Here is an 18948-nt window from a genome sequence, read left to right as displayed (position 1 = left end):
TATCACCTTTCTATATACCCCATTCTCCAAAGCTCACCTTCAGATTTACGCCAAGCTGGCCTAACCTTTATCCAAAGGTCAAGAAAAACCCTATGACCCGTCATTGTTTCTATATCAGAACGGGCAAAGCTTCCAATTTTTTTTATTTTACTCCCCTTTTTCCCTATAAGGATAGTCTTCTGCCCTTCTCTTTCTACAACAAGATTGGCACGAATATAAAGAACGTCCCTTTCTGGATATTCGTCTGGACTTTTGTATTCTTCCACTTCTACAGCAACACTATGAGGGACCTCTTCATGAGTAAGCAGCAATACCTTTTCCCGTATAATCTCACCCGCTAAAAAACGTTCCGGACGGTCAGTAAGAATCTCTTCGTCGTACCATGGGAACCCGGCCGGGAGTTTATCTTTAAGAATTTGTACAAGTTTGTCTATATTGTAACCTTTCTTAGCTGAAACACCTAAGGCACCAACTATAGGCAACTTTTCTTTAAAAAGAGACGCTACGGCCATAAGTCTTCTTTCACTTTGCTGGACCTGGTCTATTTTATTAACTACAAGGAAAATTGGAGTGGAAACTTCTTGGAGTATCTCGATGATCCTATCGTCTTCCGGCGGAATTGAGATGTCATCAACTTCTACCACATACAGGATAAGGTCTGCATTTTCTAGGGAACGGACGGCAGCCTTTACAAGGGCTTCGCCCAGCCTGTGACGAGGCCTATGGATCCCTGGAGTATCTGTAAAAACTATCTGCATTTCAGGCTCATTATATATGCCATGAATAGCATTTCTCGTCGTCTGCGGTTTCTCAGAGACAATAGACACCTTGTAAGCAAGAATATTGTTAAGCAACGATGATTTCCCTACATTGGGGCGCCCGACAATGGGCACCACTCCAAACTTAAAGTTCATTGCAGCTTCTCTCATTCGTCCTTCATGCCCTCTCTGCTAAAAGGATATGGGAGAAGATTTCGCAACAACATCGTCTCTGCTTTATTATTTTCCTTTTCAAAAACAAGGATCATATCCGGATTAAATTCCCACATAACCTGCAAACACGCCCCACAGGGATAGCAGGGGGTACCTATTTTCCCCACAATGGCGATGGCCTGGGGATCCTTTTTCCCCAAAGCTACCATCTGAGCTATTACATTCCGCTCGGCACAAAGGGTCATACCATAAGATGCGTTTTCTACATTGCAACCTTTGATAACCTCATTATTTCCAAGAAGTAGAGCCGCCCCCACAGGGAAATGGGAATAAGGGCTATATGAATAGTATTGAGCCTCTCTTGCCTCTTTAAGCAGTCTAAGAGGCGAAATTGCGCTGAAAGCCCACTTAGGGCTCTTGTCTTCAGTCTTCTTCATTTTCTTCGTCCTTTAATAGCACTTCGTGAAACCTCAAAAGCTTTATCCTGTGATCTTCCACATCAAGAACTTCTATTTCCCATTTTCCATATTGAAGAAGTGCCCCTTTTTCAGGGAATCCCCCTGTTAATGAGAGGACCAGACCTCCCACACTTTCTGCATCTTCTGATTCAAAAGGATAGGCAAGGGTTTCACTTAAGTCTTCCAGGCTCACATTGGCCTGTACAAGATAATTCCCACCCGTTTCTTTGAGAACCGGCGCTGTTTCAAAATCGTACTCATCTTGAATTTCTCCAACTATCTCTTCAAGCAGGTCTTCAAGAGTAACAAGTCCAGCCGTTCCGCCATATTCGTCAACTACGATAGCCATATGTACCCTTCTATTTTTCATTATGTTAAAAACATCAACGATTTTCATAGTTTCCGGAACAAAAAGAGCATCTCTTTTCAGTTTTGATACAGGCTCGTCAATCTTTCCAGAAAAGAGATAGGGGATGGCATCTTTCGCATAAAGAATCCCTACAATATCATCCAGGCTCTCATCGAAGACAGGAATTCTTGAATGTCCATACTCCTGAAAAATAGCCACTGAATCTCCGATGCTTGCATCGTTTGCTATAGCGTTTATGTCAGTTCTAGGAACCATAATCTCGTAAACACGAGTTTCTTCAAAAGAGATGATTCCATGGATCATCTTTCGCTCCACTGCCTCAAGGGCACCTGAAGCTTCTCCTATATTCACCATTTGCTCTATTTCTTCCCTTGTCACAAAGGTATGCTGCATGCGGAGATCTACACCGAAAAGAAGACCAAGCACCCGCACAAGTCGGTTCATAATCCAGATGAAGGGAGAGAAAACTACTCCAAGCAACCTAAGGATGGGAAGAGTAAAGATCAATATAGCCTCTGATTTTATGATAGCAATGCTTTTAGGTAAAACCTCGCCGAAGATAACAATGACAACGGTCATTATTATAACTGCCCAGAGCACTCCTCTATGGCCAAAAAGAAGAATCGCCAGGGAAGTCGCAACAGCACTGGCCGCAATATTAACAAGATTATTTGAAACAAGAGTAATCGTGAGAGCACGTTGGACGTCTCCTACAAGCCACTGAAAAAAACGACGCTGATATGGGTGGCGTTCTTGAAGCGCTAGCAGTTTTCCTCTCCCTGCTGCAGTTATAGCCGTTTCTGCGCTGCTGAAGAATGCGGAACAAATTATAAGGAAGAGGAGAAAGATCAAAGCTTTAATAGCAGATGCAGGAATATCCACTATCAAATCAATCCTCCTTCAATGGGGGAACCACTTTGAATCTTATTGAGAGCCAAAAGCCATTCGTCACGAATTACTGATTGGAGAGACCACATCATCTCCTGTTTTTCGACGGTATCATGGTCTATACCTAAGAGGTGAAGAAAGCCGTGGGCTACTATCAGGTAAAGCTCTTCTATATACGAAACGTCGTTTTGCCTTGCATTCTCCCTGACCACTTCTTCACAAATGAGTATGTCGCCCAAAGGAAGCGTCTTCCATCCGCTGGGGGGGCAAAACTCTTCTCCCTCTTCCCACATGGGGAAAGAAAGGACATCTGTTGGCTGGTTTATTCCTCTATATTCCCTATTAATTTCCTGCATTTCCGTGGTGGAAACTATAGAAATAGATACTTCTGCTTGCTGGTTTTCGTATCCCCCCTGAAAAAGACGCTGAACAACCCGTTCCAACACTTCCTCACAGCCCTCAAGTTTTCTGAGGGCCCTAATACTTTCGGATTCTCCATCATCCACACTGTCTAAACATAAATGAACCTTCACCTATTACTCCTCCTGTTTGCTTTGAGAATTCTCCCCGCCCTGGCTGGGAGCTAGGCTTTGATTACTCTCGTCTGACGATTGTATTTCTTTAACCTTACGGCCATGATAAACTGATTGAAGGGCATAGATCAAGGCCTCTTTTATTTCTGCTAAATCTTTTAAAGTAAAATCAACATCGTCAAGCTGTCCCTCGACTACTTTAGACTCAACGACGCCAGATATAACCTTTTCCAGGTCTTGTATCCCCGAAATATTTCGCCGATCTGCGCGGACAGCTGCTTCTACCGAATCTGCCAGCATTAACAATGCCGTTTCCCTGCTAGTGGGTCTTGGCCCAGGATAACAAAACTGCTCTCGAGGTAATTTCTCCCCCTGAGAACTTGATTTGCGGAAAAAATAAGAAAGACATGTAGTTCCATGATGTTCCGCTATAAACTGGCGGAGCTTTCCTGGTAAATTATATTCCTCCGCAATTTCCAAACCTTCTCGTACATGGGCGATGATAACAAGGGCAGAAAGGGATGGCGTTAGCTCATCATGAACATTTTCACCTTCCATTTGATTTTCAACAAAAAAGTGAGGGCGCCTTAGCTTGCCTATATCGTGATAATACGCACCTGCTCTAACAAGGTATGCATTCATGCCAAGTCTATCTGCTGCTGTTTCTGCCAATGTCCCCACCATCAGAGAATGGTGGTATGTGCCCGGGGCCTCTATCTGGAGTTTTTTCAATAATGGCTGAGTCGGATATGAAAGCTCCATAAGGCGCAGAGGTGACATTATATCAAAAAAGTTTTCCCAGATTGGCAGGAAAGCAATGACCACCGTACCCCATAAGGCCTCTCCAAGACAGGCAAACAAAAACACCTGCCATGACATTTCTAGTGCTATGGTCCATCGCGCTAACACTCCAGCAAAGACAGGAAGCAAGCCTGCGATAAAAAGCTGTCTCCATAAATGGCTTCTGGAGTGAACATCTTTTAAGAAAAAAGGCCCCGTCATAGCTGCCACCAGGCCCATAAAACTCACAAGAACTATTCCTGATGTTGAGAAGGATGTCAGTAGAATAGAGGCTATAATAGACGCCCCAAAAACAACCTGGAATCCAAGAGTAAAGGGCAGAACAAGATATACCCAACCTGACAAAGTAATAATAGCCACTCCCCGGGCTCCCAACAGACCAGAAATATATTCAGCAAACCAATAGGCCCCTACTATACAAGCAATATATATTTCGTTTGCTTCATATTTTTGTCGACTTCCTGCTGCAAAAGCCGGCAACTTAATCCAAAAAGGCCAGCAAAAGATTAATAGAGCAGAAAAAAGAAGGATCTTCCACGGGAATTGCTGCTGAAGATATCCTTGTGATAGAAGAATACGAGAAAGCTGAGGAGTTATGATCTTTCCCTTTTCTACGATAACATCCCCAACCTTGAGATACTGCTCTATTGGTTTGAGGCTTGCGGCCAGATCATTACGAAGCCCCTGTGTTAACTCTTCGTCAATTTTAACCGCAGGTCGAAGGACAGCTTCCAGAATCTGATAGATAAGATTATTCATCTCTGCCGGGAAGTTCAATTCTTCAATTTTCCCCCAAAGCTTTTCTGGGGCAGGAGTCGCAAATTCGTCACCATTGTTTTCTTTTATAAGGAACTGGAAACCGATAGTTGCAACTGCTTTGAGAGTTGTTTGTCTCCTTCGTTCTGGCATCTCTTGTAAAATGGCAATAAGGTCCTTAGGAATCATGGCGCCCTGAAAGTCTCCTGCTTCAAGAGATTTAAGCTGGGATGTCATGGTGTTTATGGCTTCTGTATCCTTAACAAGGACTCCTGATATAGTGCTTTCAACACGGCTGCGAAGGAGATTTGTCTTCTCTTCATCAATATATTTCATAGGGGATATGGCAAGATAAGTACGAGGGGCAGGATGACCCTGTACAAAGCCGGCCCGCCCGCCATCAAAGAACCACCGCGCAAGAATAAGAAGGACCGCAAAAAAGAGAAGCAAGAACACGGAAGTCAAACGAAAGACATCTTCCTTCATCGATATTCTTGAGCTTATTCGATTCATTTTTTTAAAAATATTCAAATTACTGCTTCCTATTTTCATATTCTTCATACGCCCTAACCACTCGTTGTACTATTTCGTGGCGTACCACATCGCGGTTGGTAAGCTCAAGAAAGGCAATTCCTTTTATCCCCTCCAGAATTTCTCTCACTTGAATTAAGCCTGACTTTTTCCCAGAAGGGAGATCTATCTGGGTAATATCTCCTGTCACCACTGCCTTAGATCCGAAACCAAGACGGGTTAAAAACATTTTCATCTGCTCAGGCGTTGTATTCTGAGCCTCATCGAGAATGATAAAACTATCATTCAAGGTCCTTCCTCTCATATAAGCAAGGGGAGCTATTTCTATAACATTTTTATCTATATATCGCAAAAAACGCTCTGGCGAAAAAAGATCATAAAAAGCATCATAAAGAGGCCGAACGTAAGGCTCAACTTTTTCTCTAAGATCCCCTGGCAAATATCCAAGACTTTCACCAGCTTCCACTGCTGGACGCACAAGAACAATGCGACTGATGGCTCCAGCTTTTAACATGGCCACTCCATGACATACGGCCAGGTATGTCTTGCCTGTTCCTGCCGGGCCTATAGCAAAAACGATATCGTGAGCACGCATAGCCTCTATGTACAGTTTCTGGCCACCCGTCTTAGGGCGAACAGGCTTGCCTCTCGCTGTTGTACAAATAACATCATTGTAGAGGGGGGCAAGATCTGCCTTCCCCTCCACAGCGATCATATCCATACCATACCGAACATCAGCAACTAATATTTGATGCCCCTGTTTTGCCACCTTAAAAAGTTCTTCAAGGTAACGAAATACAGTCTGAACAACGTCATTATCAGGCCCTTGTACCGTGATTTGCTCTCCTCGAACTACAAGACGCACGGGAAAACGTTCTTCAATAACACGAAAGTTTTCATCGTTATTTCCTGCAAGGCGTTCCATAATATCCTGATCAGAAACCACCATTGTCTGAGAATAGGTGCCCATTTCCGACTCTTTCAAATGATTTTCATTCATATATTTTTCTAATCCTCTATACGGGATAACCGGTTCCATCAACTAGTGTTTCAAGACCGATATCCCTTTTTGTTTTTTGAGCATATTTTTTCATTAGGAAATCTTTGGCTACTGCCGGGAATAATGCGTAAGAAAGTGCGTCTTCCGGCTGAAGAGCCCATGCTTCCACTGCCTTTTTCGCTTCTTCCATTTCTGGTTCAATTTTTTCTCCGGGACGGCATGTGATGGGCACTTCATCCCCTATGGCTTTCTTTCTAATTTCAGGATCAACTTCTGCCGGGGGTTTGCCGTAGTATCCCATGAGATAGCTTCGCACTTCTTTCGGTATAATTTTCCAGCGCTCCCCTACTAAGACGTTGAGAGTAGCCTGAGTCCCCACAAGCTGGCTCGTCGGCGTTACGAGTGGGGGGTAACCCATCTCTTTGCGGACACGGGGTACTTCTTGCAACACCTCATCGAGTCTATTCATCGCGTTCTGCTCTTTCAGCTGACTTTCGAGATTAGAGTACATTCCTCCAGGAATCTGATATATAAGAACATTCACGTCTACTGCTGTCAAGCTCACAAAGATATCTTTATATTTTTCGCGAATCTGTTTAAAGTGATTGGCTACTGGTACAAGCTTCTCCAGTTTCATTTCTGTATCATAAGGACCGCCGGCCAACGCTGCTACCAGAGATTCCGTAGGAGGCTGGCTTGTCCCCATAGAGAATGGGGATATGGCGCAATCTACCACGTCTGCACCAGCTTCAATAGAAGCTAGATAAGCCATAGATGCCATGCCGCTCGTGTAATGAGAGTGGACCTGAACTGGGAGTCCTGTATTCTTTTTAATGGCTTTTACCAGTTTAGAGGCATCTACTGGACTTAAGAGACCTGCCATATCTTTTATGCAGATAGAATCTGCACCCATCTCTTTCATCTTGACTGAAAGGTCTGCAAATGCAGATAAAGTGTGAACAGGAGAGAGGGTGTAGGAAATTGAAAGTTGCAGATGGGCCCCTTCTTTTTTCACCTGATCTGCTGCAACTTCCATATTTCTCAAGTCATTAAGAGCATCAAATATTCGAATGATATCAAGACCATTTCCTACTGCTCTCTTTACAAATTCCCGCACAGTATCATCTGCATAATGCCTATATCCTACAATATTTTGCCCCCTCAGAAGCATCTGGAGCTTCGTTTTCTTAAACATTTTACGGAGGCCCCTTAACCTTTCCCAGGGATCTTCATCAAGGAAACGCATGCATGAATCGAAAGTAGCGCCACCCCAAACCTCAAGAGAGTGGTACCCTATTTCATCCATCATCTCAGCTACAGGGAGCATATCTTCTATACGCATCCTTGTAGCCATAAGAGACTGATGGGCATCTCTCAATGCCGTTTCGGTTACGCGCACCTTCGGAACATTCAAGTTCTCAATCTTTCCAACCTTTGCGCTTCTCTCATTCTTCCCGATTTTGACCGTGTTTTTACCCTTTTCTTCATTCATTATCATTCACAGCCCCCATTACTGTAATGATGAATCGCAAGCCTTTTTTGGCCGCTTCGTTGAAATGGTAAAATTCTTCGCCTTATCCCATAGAACATCGAGCTCTTGTAAATCATAATCAGACCATTCTTTTCCCTCTTTGTGAACCATTATTTCTACCTGACGAAAACGATACTCGAACTTCCTGTTTGCACGCTGTAAGGCTACATCCGGGTTCACTCCCAAATGTCTGGAAAGATTAACTACAGAAAAGAGCAGGTCGCCTATCTCTTCCTCCATCTCCTGTTGTTGCTCTCGCAGAGTAGCCACTTCCACTTCTCGTAACTCTTCCTTTACCTTTCCAACAAGAGGAGCAATATCACCTTTCTCCCAATCAAAACCAACATGAGAAACTTTAGATTGAATTCGGTACGCTTTTAATAAAGGCGGCAAACTCTCGGGAATTCCCGCCAAAATAGAGGTATCGTCACGTTTTTGGGTCGATTTTTCGCGAACCTTGATTTTCTCCCAATTCACAAGAACATCAGCGCTTCCTCTCACATTAACATCGCCAAAAACGTGAGGATGCCTTCGTATGAGCTTATCACAAATTTCGGATATTACATCTTTAATGTCAAATAAGCCCTTTTCTCGAGCAAGCTGAGCAACAAAAACAATCTGAAGCAAAACATCTCCCGCTTCTTCTCGTATTTCGTCTTTATCCTGCTGAGTAATGGCTTCTACCAGTTCATATGCTTCTTCTATTATGTGACTTCTCAAGCTTTCAAAGGTTTGTTCCCTATCCCAAGGGCAACCTTCAGGAGACCTAAGCCGCGACATAATCTCCACAAGTTGTCCGAGTAAAAAGTTCTCTGTGATATCCATATTTACCCCCCATTTTTTTTAGCATTTTTACAAAGAAGAGACCAAATCGCTTCTGATAAGTCACTCATTCCTTTATAGCCTCCAGGACCAATAATACGATCTGTTGTTCTGATCCATCCTTTAAAGCTGCATAGCCTTTGGTGTATTCGATCATTTTTTATTATGACTATAGTCTTATCACTCCCTGATACTACAGAAGTTAGACCTGCAGAAGCTCCAGAAACCCTTACAATTGCTGTATCGATAAGGTATGTCATAGAATCTGGAAGGGGGCCAAAACGATCCCGTATTTCCTTCCTTAACTGGTTCAACTCCCTCAAGTCATTGCTTTTCAACAACCTCCTGTAAAGAGTAATACGTATGGTATCCTGAGGAATATATGCTGAGGGAATAGTCCCTGTAAGCTCACTATCTACCTGCGTTTCAGGAAAAAGCTCTCCCCGGATTCGGGCTATTTCCTCCTCAAGCATTTTATAATAAAAATGATAACCTATGCGCTCATCCTGTCCATGTTGTGACACTCCTATAATATCGCCACTTCCCCTTATCTGCAGATCCTGGAGGGCTAAACTATAACCCGATCCTATGTCTGAAAAGGCAGATATAGCCTCGAAGCGTTCAATTGTTTCTTTCTGTAGAGGCATAGTTTCAGGATAAAGGAAGTAAGCGTATGCCCCTTCTTCCCTCCGTCCAACACGTCCTCTGAGCTGGTACATCTGTGCAAGACCAAGCTCTTGGGCGTCATCAACGATAAGAGTATTAGCCCGAGGGATGTCAAGACCACTTTCTACAATAGTCGTACACACAAGAATGTCCAGGTTACCATTGTAAAAATCTAACATGGTTCTTTCAAGATCTTTTTCGGCCATCTGTCCATGGGCCATACATATTCTAGCCTCTGGAAACATTGTTTTCAGTTCTTCGTATTTTCCCTTAAGGCGATTAATCCGGTTAGAAACAAAGAAAACCTGTCCCCCTCTATTTAATTCTTGCAACACAGCCCGGTGGATAAGATTCTTTCTTCTTGGCCCCACCATTGTTAAGACTGGTACCCTGTTATAAGGAGGCGTTGAAATTATAGAAAAACTTCGCAATCCACGTAATGAAAGAGATAAGGTCCGCGGAATGGGAGTCGCGGAAAGCGTTAAAACGTCTAGTCCCTCCCTTGTATCTTTAAGCTTTTCTTTATGCATAACCCCGAAACGATGCTCTTCATCGATAATCAGAAGTCCAAGATCTTTAAATTCAATGTCTTTCTGGAGCAAACGCTGTGTCCCAATAAGGATATCCACCAGCCCTTTTTTAGTGTCTTCTAAAATACGTTTTTGCCTCGATGTTGAAACAAAGCGTGATAAAACCTCAACCCTAATAGGAAAACCCGCCATACGGCTTCGAAAAGTATGATAGTGTTGTTGTGCGAGAATTGTAGTGGGCACAAGTACTACTACCTGCTTCCCTGCTTCTGATGCCTTAAAAGCAGCACGCATAGCAATTTCTGTTTTCCCGAACCCCACATCTCCCACCAATAGCCTGTCCATAGGATGTGAGCTTTCCATATCCTGCAATATCTCTTGCTCCGCACGAAGCTGATCTGGCGTTTCAACATAGGGGAAAGTCTCTACAAAGTGTCTATAAATCTCTGATGCCACTGGGAAAGCATATCCTTTTAAGAGTTCTCTGCGAGCATAAAGACGAACGAGATTCTTTACTTCTTCCCTTACTCGTTCTCTTGTTTTTTCAACTGCCCTTTTCCATCGTGTCCCCCGTAAAGAATCAAGCACTGTTTCTGCAGTTGCTTCTTCGGGTAGAGAATCTATCTTATAAATTTGCATAAAGGGTACAAGCAATCTTTGTTTGTTGGCAAACTCAAGAATTAGAGAATCAAAACGTTCCCCTCCTGAGGCAATCTCTTCTACTCCCCTGTACACCGCAACACCGTAATCTTCGTGAACTACTAGCTGATTTTCGGTTAGGCGTTCTTTCCAGTCCATAGGAAGAGCTCTCCATGGCTTGCTGTGTGAAGAGAGACTGAGCCCTCCTATTTCAAAATCTGAGATTAATACTGTTTTTCGATATTCATCTATAAATCCCTTTGAAAGTGACCCCTTATGAAAAACGAGCTTGTCCTTTAGCTCATTATCATTTTGAAGGGAGGTTCCCGAGGAAATAAGATGGATAGAATACCCCTCTTGCCTCCAGTACTGACAATTCCATCGGAATTTATCCATATCTCCCCTGAAATGGGGGCACTCCTGAATAGGCAACGCTACTCGAGAACGGGCAACAGCTGCGCTAATACGAATTTTAGGTTTATTTGTAAGTAGAGACAATGAAAAATCAGGCCACGTGCTGAGGGAGGAAACTTCCGCCTTGTGTCGCAGATCCTCCCATAGCCATCGGTATGACTCCGCTTTATTTTCAATTTGCGAGGGCTCGAAAAGCACTGTATGGCAAGAGTCTGGAATCATTTCTTCCAGTTTTTTCTCGCGTGCCGTCGTTATGCTATGGATCTCTATTTCATCAAGGTTTGCGGCACTCATCTGGGTTTGGGGATGGAAAGAACGAATGCTCTCGACTATTTCATCAAAGAACTCTATCCGAATCGGAAGAGCATAGGCAGGATCATAGACATCTACAATAAACCCTCTAACAACATATTGTCCTGGGGTCCACACAAGATCGACTCGTTCATACCCAGCGGCTTCTAGCCAATGAAGAAGACGTCCCCTTTCCTCGCCCATTTCCCTTCTTAATGGAAAAACATCTTCCCCTGTTAAGAAAGGGGAAAGCAACCCTCCTGGGGAAGTAGCAAGGATGCCTCTTTCCTGTTTCCACTTAGATAGGGTTTCTCCTCTTTGTAAAAGCAAAGGTTTATTACGTACCCCCTCAACACTGAGAGGGAGTTCATAAAGGAGTCGAACTATCTCCCCTTCCCATAGATTTTCATAGTCTGATACAAAATCCTCAGCTTGGCGTTGATCTGAAAAAACCACAAGAAGAGGCACAGAAGCCCCACCTAATATCCAGGCGCGTGCTCCTCCATCGATAGGGAGATGTACCTGCTCCCCACTCTTCCACATTTCATCTCTAATATCCCAAAGCAAACTTGTTGTTTTATTCCGTGCATCAAAGACAAAAATGAGAATCCACCCTTATTTTCGTTTATAACAACAATGGCGAGACTGAGTCTCGCCATTGTGATCAACTTTCGCCTGATCCGGTTTTATCCCTGATATTTATCTGACTCATGGCTGTTTGAATTTCTTCCATGAGCCAAAGCTCCACTGCATCCGCAGCCTTCTCTATAACATCAGGCAGCAAAGACCTTTCTTCTGGAAGAAAAGTCCCTATGACCCACGACACCATATCCCGTTCTGTTGGAGCAGCTCCCACGCCTACACGGAGCCGTGGGACCCCAAGGGTTCTTAAAGCTCCCAAAACTGAAGCAAGACCATTATGGCCTCCTGCTGAACCTTTCGTTCTTAACCGCAATTGTCCAAAAGGAAGAGCCGCATCATCGCTTATGACAAGAGTCTCTTCAGGTAAAATCTGGTAATAATGGCAAACTTGAGCTACTGATCTTCCGCTAAGATTCATAAACGTAAGGGGTTTAAGCAACAAACATTTTTCGCCTTTAATAAATAATGGCCCCCATACCATGCCCTCAAATTTTAATGAGGCATTCCCAGCAGAATAGCGACCGCATAAACGGTCAAGAACCATCCAGCCTATATTATGCCGCGTTAAAGCATACTCTATCCCAGGGTTACCAAGGCCAACAATAACTCGCAAAAGAAACTACTCCTCTTCCTCCTTAGCCTTACCCTTAGCCACTACTTCCACTTCTCCTGCCTCTACTACCTCTTCTTCCTCTTCTTCAACTTCAGCCTTGGGTTGAGCTACAGTAACAACCAACTCTTCCAAATCCACCAGGATATCGGCGCTTTTTGGAAGGGCTAGATCTTTCACTGAAAAACCTTCTCCCACATTCAATCCTGAAACATCGATAGAAACAGAATTTGGTATTTCCGTTGGCAACACTTCAATCTCAACTTCATATAGAAGCTGCTCAAGAATGCCACCATGTTTTAATCCAACACAATCTTCTCTGCCCTCAAGGACTACGGGGATATTCACCGCTATTTTATGTCCTTTCAGAAGTTGGATAAAATCAATATGAATAATCTCGTTATTAAGAAGATTCCTCTGTATATTTCTCATGAGGCACATCTCTTCCCTGCCATTAGGAAGTGATGCGTTAAAACGCACTGTTTCCCAGTGGCCAGAACGAATGACCGCAGCTATATCTGACGCCTTTACTTTCACTGTAACGGCATCCTTATATTCTGGACCATAAAAAACTGCCGGGACATAGCCCGTAGGTCTTAATTTCTTGACAGCCTGCTTTCCCTTCTCGTTTCTTTCCTCGAGAACAATCTTAACCATGTCCGCCATCTACAAACATCCTCCTTTTAGAAAACAAATCGCCAACATAAGCAACGCTTTTAACTGAACAAGCTGCTTACAGATCGATCGCTGTGCACTCGCGCTATTGCCTCTGCAAAGAGCGGAGCAATAGATAACTGTGTAATTTTATCTAAGTTTTTACTTTCAGGCAATGGAATCGTGTCTGTAAGAATAACGCTGTCAATTTCTGCTTTTTCCAATCTTTCAAGAGCTGGACCAGAAAGAACGCCATGGGTGGCACAAGCATAGACTTTTTGTGCTCCACGCTCTTTCAAAGCTGCAGCAGCGTTGCAAATCGTGCCGGCTGTATCGATGATATCGTCTATAAGAATAGCCACTTTTCCTTCCACATCACCAATAATTTCCATTACCTCACAAAGATTCGCCACATCATGGGAGCGACGCTTGTCGACAATAGCGAGATCCGCATTTAACGTCACAGCAAAACGACGAGCCCTAACGACTCCACCTACATCTGGAGCTACAACCACTACTTCTTCTCTCTTTATCTCACTGGGGAAATTCTCTTTGAAGTAATTCGCCAAGAGAGGAACGCCAGTCAGGTGGTCTACAGGAATATCAAAAAAACCCTGGATCTGTCCAGCATGGAGATCTGCTGTTATAAGGCGGGATGCGCCACTATGCTCAAGAAGGTCCGCCACAAGTTTAGCAGAAATAGGATCTCTAGCCTTTGTTTTTCGATCCTGGCGGGCATACCCAAAATAAGGTGTGACCACATTAATGCGGTAAGCAGAGGCTCGCTTCAGTGCATCTAGCATTATAAAAAGCTGCATAAGGTGTTCATTAACAGGATTGCATGTGGGCTGAACCACAAAGACATCCGCTCCCCGAACACTCTCTTCAATGGAAAGTCCCAGCTCTCCATCAGAAAATCGGTAATGTTTGGCCCGAGAAAGCCCTACACCCAGTTCCGCACAGATTCTTCTGGCGAATTCCGGATGGGCTGTTCCCGAAAAAATCTTCAGTTCCCTGGAACTGGAACCCATCACTCTTTACCCCCTTCTTTTCTGCTGCCTTCACGGCGCGAAACCCATCCCTCGATATTTTTCTGTTTAGCTCGAGCAACAGCAAGGGCCCCTTCTGGGACATCCTTAGTAATTACTGATCCTGCCGCTGTGTAAGAGTCATCACCAAGAGTCACCGGTGCGACTAACATTGTATTACTTCCCACAAAACATCGATCACCAATGTGAGTGGGATTTTTGGCAACACCGTCATAATTACATGTTATTGTTCCTGCGCCTATGTTCACTTTGCTGCCAATCACGCCATCTCCTATATAGGAAAGATGGGGCACTTTGCTGCCGGAACCAATTGAGCTTTTTTTAATTTCCACGAATTTCCCCACAAAAGCGCCCTCACCAATATGAGAGTTCTCTCTTATATAGGTGAACGGTCCAATTGTAGCATGGTCCTCTATTTCACTTGAAGCTATAGAGACAAAATTTATAATGTTAACATCTCTGCCAATTTTAGAGTTACGAATAAGAGAATGACTTCCCACACGGGTCCCTTCGCCAACACTTGTGTCCCCATACATCTGAACAAAAGGATCGATCCATATGTCCCCCTCAAGCTTTACACGGGGGCCCACAAAGATACTCGCGGGATCTGCGCATTTCACTCCTTTGTCCATCCAGTAATTTAAAATCCTAGTTCGCAAAATAGATGTTACTTCAGAAAGGTGAATGGGGCTATTGACTCCCTGAAAGTCTACGTCGTTGTTAAAACAAACAGCATCTACTTTCTTTCCCTGCTTGCAGAGAAGCTCCACTACATCAGGTAAATAATATTCTCCCTGAGCATTTTCATTTGCAAGCAAATCAATGTTTGAAAGAAGATCTGTGGATCTGAAAAGATATATGCCACTGTTAACTTCGTTTATTTTCTTTATTTCTTCTGATGCATCCTTTTCTTCAATTATAGACAATCCTTTTCCACTTCTCACCACTCGGCCATATCCATCAGGATTCTGAGTTGTAAAACTTGCAAAGGTGCAAGCACCTAGGGAATTAACATGTGTTTTAATAAGATCAGCAAGAATGTCGCTTCTGAGAAGGGGGGCATCGCCTGGAATTATAAGGACATCTGAAAAAGAGCGCCACCATTCCCTTGCTATTTGAACAGCGTGACCTGTCCCCAGCTGTTCATGTTGCCATATAGACCGCACACCAGGCCAGTGCAGGGCCATGTAAGATTCCACCAACGCACCTTCATGCCCAACAACGACCGCACTCCCGTCAGATCCTGCCTCCAGAGCCGTCTGGAGAGAATAAAAAAGGAGAGGTTCTTCGAGAACAGGTTGGAGTACTTTAGGAAGGCTGCTTTTCATTCTCGTACCCTTTCCCGCAGCGAGAATCAAAACACCCACTGTTCGACGTTTCGTCACTTCCCCCATCACCTTCTTTTCATCAGTGGTAAAACACAAAAGAGGGGAACCGTAGGTCCCCCCTTGCTTGAGTCTTAAATGGCTGGGGTGGCTGGATTCGAACCAGCGATCACGGATCCAAAGTCCGCCGCCTTGCCGTCTTGGCTACACCCCAGTATGAACGCCGGTAAATATACTAACAGAGGTTCCCATCATGTCAAGGAGGGAGTTGCAATTTTTCAAATGTGCCTATAAGCAAAACACCACTTCAATTGAATGTCAATACATCAAAAAAGCTCTATACTTAATAAAAATTATTACCTTTTAAGGAGGAGCGCCTTATGATAAACCCTTTTGATTTCTCTCTGATACAGGCAAAAACACTTCTTATCATAGTGCTAATCATGTTTTCTCTCACCGTTCCCCTTGGTGCTGTAGCCTTCAGGTCTGGTAAGAAGAGATTGATCACTACAACGTGGGTACTGTTCGTTGGTGGTCTTCTTGTTATATCGCTGTATCTTCTGCTTTATGTAGGATGGTGGATAGCCTGGTCCCCTCTTTTACCTGTCCTGCTAATTATCCTCATCATCTACAAAAAATGACATGAGTCCTCCCCTGTTTAAATCCACATACCCTTGATCTGTTATTTTCAATTCAGGAATGACACTCAAAGAAAGAAAGCTCATCGCCATAAAAGGATGGGGCATTGGAGTGCCAAGATCTCTGGCTGCCTTCTCTACTTCTTCTATAGCCTGAATTACATCAAGGGCATTCCCATCGCACATGAGTCCACCCACAGGTAGCGGAAGAGAAGCCATAACCCGATCTTCAAATGCGGCAACAAGTCCGCCTCCTAAGCGCCTAAGTTCATTTAAAGCGCTAACAATGGAACTATCATCCATACCTGCAGCGATAAAATTATGAGCGTCATGGGCTACTGAAGAAGCCAGTGCTCCTTTATTTAACCCCAGGCCTTTCACGAAACCTGAAAAAAAACGTTTGCTACCGCTATTTTTGTCTACTACCACTATCTTGGCTAGGTCTCTTTCGCTATCGGCAATAACCTCTGCTCTTCGAACAGTAGGCGTTTCTATGCAATGCTCAGTTACTACTTGTCCTTTTATAAGGCCCACAACACGTATTTTCTTATCCCCTGATGATCGTATTGATAGTTCCTCCCTGGAGGGGATATAAAGCGCTTCAGCTGCTGTGGGATAGCACCTGTCCCGTTCAAAAGGAGTATTCAACACTTCACCATTGCGTACTGTCCATCTCCCCTTCTTCCATACATGAATAACATTGCACCTCTCAAGGGAGTCGATCAACACGAGATCAGCACTATATCCAGGTGCTATTGCACCTCTATCAAACAGTTTAAAATAACAGGCTGGCGAAAGGGTGACCATTCTAAGGGCGGCAAGGGGGGAAAGACCTTCTTGCACCGCAAGCCGTACAATACAATCTAGATGCCCCTTCGTGTGAATATGTTTAGCAGTAAGATCGTCACTTACAAACATGGCGCGAGAAGAACGCGCCTCATTTTCAATGATCAACGGCAAAAGTTCCGCTAAATTGTGTTCTGTTGCTCCTTGGCGAATCATAAGCCACATGCCCCGCCGCAATTTTTCCAAGCCTTCATCCCGAGTTGCGCTTTCATGATCACTGGAACAACCACTCAGCAAATAGGCACAAAGCTCCTTACCAGTAACTCCAGGAGCATGGCCACTCTTTACCACATCCCATGAAGCAAGTAATTTGCTCCACATTCCTTCATCCCCGTTTATAACAGCGGGGTAGTTCATTACTTCACCTAGAGCAGTACACCACCCTTGTTCATAGGAACTTTTAATAGCCCAGGCATCTAGCTCTTCATGAGGCGTTTCAAAAGGAGAGGCCGGAACACAGGAAGGTGCCGAAAAGAAAATATCCAAGGGGACGTTGAGAGACTCTCGATACATAAACTCAAGCCCATCCATTCCGCATGTATTTGCTATTTCGTGGGGATCAGCCATAACGGTGGTTGTCCCTCGAAGCAAAACCATTTCGGCAAAACCTGCCGGCGTAAGCATTGAACTCTCAATATGGCAATGTCCCTCTATAAAACCAGGAGCAAGGACCGTCCCAGAAGCATCCACCTCTTCTTTACCCGAATATCCTTCTCCAATTCCGGCAATCGTCCCGCCGTATAAAGCTACGTCTTTTTTTTCATATTCGAGGGTAAAAACATTTGCAACTCTTGCATTCTTAATCACCAAATCCGCAGGAAATTCACCTTTTGCAATTGCTAGCATTTTTTTAATATCCACGAAGCGCTCCTCCTATTTAGGTCAAAAGACACTTATAATAGTTGCTACAAAGATAAGGAAAGAAGGGATTCCCATGTATATTCATAAACGTGCTGCGCATCTGTTCCTGATATTATCCGCTTTGCTTGCCTTTCAGTCACTTCCTGCTGTGGCTTCCCCTATATTCACCATCTACATCCCATGTGAAATAGACTCTTCCGCCTATGTTTTGCTGCCTGACAACTCCCGCAAAGATGTTGGCATAGTGGTTTCTCTACCTCAGGCAAGCCGATGGCCAAGCTATACGGCCAGTCAATGGGGAGAAGAGGGAACCGTATGTGCTTCTGCTGTAAATGCCATACATTTACTTTGTTCTGTTGAGGAGGGGAAAGGACGTACCATCAGTATTCTACCAGAAACGACAATAGCTCCAGCAGCAGGAAAACAAACCTTTTTTTCTATTAAGTCTGATGGCGGCAAAGGCATTTTCGGAGGATGGGCGCCCACAGTGGGAACCCCTGTCTATATCCTAAGACCAGACGGAAGCCAGGAACGGCTTTCTTCTGATAAATTACCTGGACATGGCGACACGCTGGTCATCCCAGTGGAAGAAAAGGATCTCCCCTTCTTAATAGATATAGAGAATCGCCCTGGAGGGCGAATTATAGCATGGGACACCATGGGCGCACATATTATTGCCAGGGTTATTCGACCAGTTTACGGTGTAGGGCGCTTCGAAGGGACTTTTTTTCAGAAAGGAAGCCGCATAAGGGCAAACCATACAGGAGTTATTGATGTTAGCACCTCCCCCTATGGGGAGATCGGCGGTTTTCAGATTCTGCCCCTTTTCCATGCAGTCTCTAAAGAAATGTCTTCGGCCTGGAAATTAACCCAATGGATGATCATCGCTTCAGAGAATGGAGATACACTCGTAGGGGAAGGCCCTCTTTTTTCAGGGGGGATGGTACCTGGAAGCCAGCTTTCCGATGTATTATGGAATATGTGGTCTACTTACGGTCGACGTCCCCTTATTATGTGCAGAATTAATGGGGGGGGCTGGCAGTTTTTGCCAGAACGTACGGGAAGAAACGATGAGGCATTGATTAATATTACCCATATCCGCCTCTATTACCCCTTTACAAAAGAACTAAACAAGTAAAAAAAGGAGCTTGTGAAAGAAAC

General features: G+C 44.1%; 16 protein-coding genes and 1 tRNA gene. 2 read left to right on the top strand and 15 right to left on the bottom strand.

The window, feature by feature from the left end; translation table 11 throughout:
• Positions 1–2 precede the first annotated feature (2 nt).
• The 14 genes from era to B2U56_RS03165 all read right to left on the bottom strand — a co-directional run bounded on the left by era (position 3) and on the right by B2U56_RS03165 (position 15656).
• Positions 3–929 carry a GTPase Era gene (era, locus tag B2U56_RS03230; RefSeq protein WP_286952270.1) on the bottom strand — a complete coding sequence of 309 codons (927 nt, stop codon included), beginning with the start codon at positions 927–929 and terminating at the stop codon, positions 3–5.
• On the bottom strand, positions 926–1369 hold the full coding sequence (locus B2U56_RS03225) for a cytidine deaminase (RefSeq protein ID WP_286952268.1): 444 nt from the start codon (positions 1367–1369) through the stop codon (positions 926–928). The genes era and B2U56_RS03225 overlap by 4 nt, the downstream gene beginning before the upstream one ends.
• Complete coding sequence (locus B2U56_RS03220) at positions 1356–2642, bottom strand: hemolysin family protein (RefSeq protein ID WP_213700075.1); 1287 nt, start codon at positions 2640–2642, stop codon at positions 1356–1358. Before B2U56_RS03220 ends, B2U56_RS03225 begins: the two co-directional genes overlap by 14 nt.
• A gap of 2 nt (positions 2643–2644) precedes the next feature.
• Positions 2645–3181: an rRNA maturation RNase YbeY gene (gene ybeY, locus B2U56_RS03215; protein ID WP_286952266.1), complete on the bottom strand. Its 537-nt coding sequence runs from the start codon at positions 3179–3181 to the stop codon at positions 2645–2647.
• A gap of 3 nt (positions 3182–3184) precedes the next feature.
• Complete coding sequence (locus B2U56_RS03210; RefSeq protein ID WP_286952264.1) at positions 3185–5299, bottom strand: HD family phosphohydrolase; 2115 nt, start codon at positions 5297–5299, stop codon at positions 3185–3187.
• Positions 5271–6269 carry a PhoH family protein gene (locus B2U56_RS03205; RefSeq protein ID WP_013048151.1) on the bottom strand — a complete coding sequence of 333 codons (999 nt, stop codon included), beginning with the start codon at positions 6267–6269 and terminating at the stop codon, positions 5271–5273. The genes B2U56_RS03210 and B2U56_RS03205 overlap by 29 nt, the downstream gene beginning before the upstream one ends.
• Positions 6270–6285: 16 nt before the next feature.
• Complete coding sequence (locus B2U56_RS03200; protein ID WP_414631796.1) at positions 6286–7767, bottom strand: pyruvate carboxylase subunit B; 1482 nt, start codon at positions 7765–7767, stop codon at positions 6286–6288.
• A gap of 12 nt (positions 7768–7779) precedes the next feature.
• Positions 7780–8625, bottom strand: coding sequence for a nucleoside triphosphate pyrophosphohydrolase (gene mazG, locus B2U56_RS03195; protein ID WP_286952261.1), 846 nt, complete (start codon positions 8623–8625; stop codon positions 7780–7782).
• Between the two features lie 2 nt (positions 8626–8627).
• Positions 8628–11705 (bottom strand): DEAD/DEAH box helicase, encoded by a 3078-nt coding sequence (locus B2U56_RS03190; protein ID WP_286952259.1) that lies wholly within the window; start codon positions 11703–11705, stop codon positions 8628–8630.
• 121 nt (positions 11706–11826) lie between these two features.
• Positions 11827–12417: an aminoacyl-tRNA hydrolase gene (gene pth / locus B2U56_RS03185; RefSeq protein WP_286952257.1), complete on the bottom strand. Its 591-nt coding sequence runs from the start codon at positions 12415–12417 to the stop codon at positions 11827–11829.
• 6 nt (positions 12418–12423) lie between these two features.
• The gene (locus B2U56_RS03180) at positions 12424–13080 is read right to left on the bottom strand and encodes a 50S ribosomal protein L25 (protein WP_286952255.1); all 657 of its coding nucleotides are present in this window, start codon (positions 13078–13080) and stop codon (positions 12424–12426) included.
• Between the two features lie 50 nt (positions 13081–13130).
• Complete coding sequence (locus B2U56_RS03175; protein ID WP_286952254.1) at positions 13131–14099, bottom strand: ribose-phosphate diphosphokinase; 969 nt, start codon at positions 14097–14099, stop codon at positions 13131–13133.
• On the bottom strand, positions 14099–15511 hold the full coding sequence (gene glmU, locus B2U56_RS03170) for a bifunctional UDP-N-acetylglucosamine diphosphorylase/glucosamine-1-phosphate N-acetyltransferase GlmU (RefSeq protein WP_333593331.1): 1413 nt from the start codon (positions 15509–15511) through the stop codon (positions 14099–14101). The genes B2U56_RS03175 and glmU overlap by 1 nt, the downstream gene beginning before the upstream one ends.
• Positions 15512–15581: 70 nt before the next feature.
• Positions 15582–15656, bottom strand: a tRNA-Gln gene (locus B2U56_RS03165).
• Positions 15657–15822: 166 nt separating this feature from the next.
• On the opposite strand from B2U56_RS03165, the gene B2U56_RS03160 reads away from it, so the two are divergent.
• Complete coding sequence (locus B2U56_RS03160) at positions 15823–16083, top strand: hypothetical protein (RefSeq protein ID WP_286952250.1); 261 nt, start codon at positions 15823–15825, stop codon at positions 16081–16083.
• On the opposite strand, the gene ade is transcribed toward B2U56_RS03160, so the two are convergent.
• Positions 16054–17787 carry an adenine deaminase gene (gene ade / locus B2U56_RS03155; RefSeq protein WP_286952248.1) on the bottom strand — a complete coding sequence of 578 codons (1734 nt, stop codon included), beginning with the start codon at positions 17785–17787 and terminating at the stop codon, positions 16054–16056. The genes B2U56_RS03160 and ade overlap by 30 nt on opposite strands.
• A gap of 73 nt (positions 17788–17860) precedes the next feature.
• Between ade and B2U56_RS03150 the strand changes: the two genes are divergently transcribed.
• Positions 17861–18925, top strand: coding sequence for a hypothetical protein (locus tag B2U56_RS03150; RefSeq protein WP_286952246.1), 1065 nt, complete (start codon positions 17861–17863; stop codon positions 18923–18925).
• The last annotated feature ends 23 nt before the right edge of the window (positions 18926–18948 follow it).

Source organism: Aminobacterium sp. UBA4987 (assembly GCF_002396985.1).
Classification (GTDB): domain Bacteria; phylum Synergistota; class Synergistia; order Synergistales; family Aminobacteriaceae; genus Aminobacterium; species Aminobacterium colombiense.
Note: the sequence above shows the minus strand (reverse complement) of the source record. Positions and strands in the feature narration are given on the sequence as shown.

Excerpts from the sequence above, each read along its gene's own strand:
- B2U56_RS03225 (WP_286952268.1), bottom strand. The coding sequence starts at position 1,369 with ATGAAGAAGACTGAAGACAAGAGCCCTAAGTGGGCTTTCAGCGCAATT.
- B2U56_RS03180 (WP_286952255.1), bottom strand. The coding sequence starts at position 13,080 with ATGGCGGACATGGTTAAGATTGTTCTCGAGGAAAGAAACGAGAAGGGA.
- era (WP_286952270.1), bottom strand. The coding sequence starts at position 929 with ATGAGAGAAGCTGCAATGAACTTTAAGTTTGGAGTGGTGCCCATTGTC.
- B2U56_RS03200 (WP_414631796.1), bottom strand. The coding sequence starts at position 7,767 with ATGATAATGAATGAAGAAAAGGGTAAAAACACGGTCAAAATCGGGAAG.
- B2U56_RS03205 (WP_013048151.1), bottom strand. The coding sequence starts at position 6,269 with ATGAATGAAAATCATTTGAAAGAGTCGGAAATGGGCACCTATTCTCAG.
- B2U56_RS03210 (WP_286952264.1), bottom strand. The coding sequence starts at position 5,299 with ATGAAGAATATGAAAATAGGAAGCAGTAATTTGAATATTTTTAAAAAA.
- B2U56_RS03175 (WP_286952254.1), bottom strand. The coding sequence starts at position 14,099 with ATGGGTTCCAGTTCCAGGGAACTGAAGATTTTTTCGGGAACAGCCCAT.
- B2U56_RS03160 (WP_286952250.1), top strand. The coding sequence starts at position 15,823 with ATGATAAACCCTTTTGATTTCTCTCTGATACAGGCAAAAACACTTCTT.
- glmU (WP_333593331.1), bottom strand. The coding sequence starts at position 15,511 with ATGGGGGAAGTGACGAAACGTCGAACAGTGGGTGTTTTGATTCTCGCT.
- B2U56_RS03150 (WP_286952246.1), top strand. The coding sequence starts at position 17,861 with ATGTATATTCATAAACGTGCTGCGCATCTGTTCCTGATATTATCCGCT.
- mazG (WP_286952261.1), bottom strand. The coding sequence starts at position 8,625 with ATGGATATCACAGAGAACTTTTTACTCGGACAACTTGTGGAGATTATG.
- B2U56_RS03190 (WP_286952259.1), bottom strand. The coding sequence starts at position 11,705 with ATGTGGAAGAGTGGGGAGCAGGTACATCTCCCTATCGATGGAGGAGCA.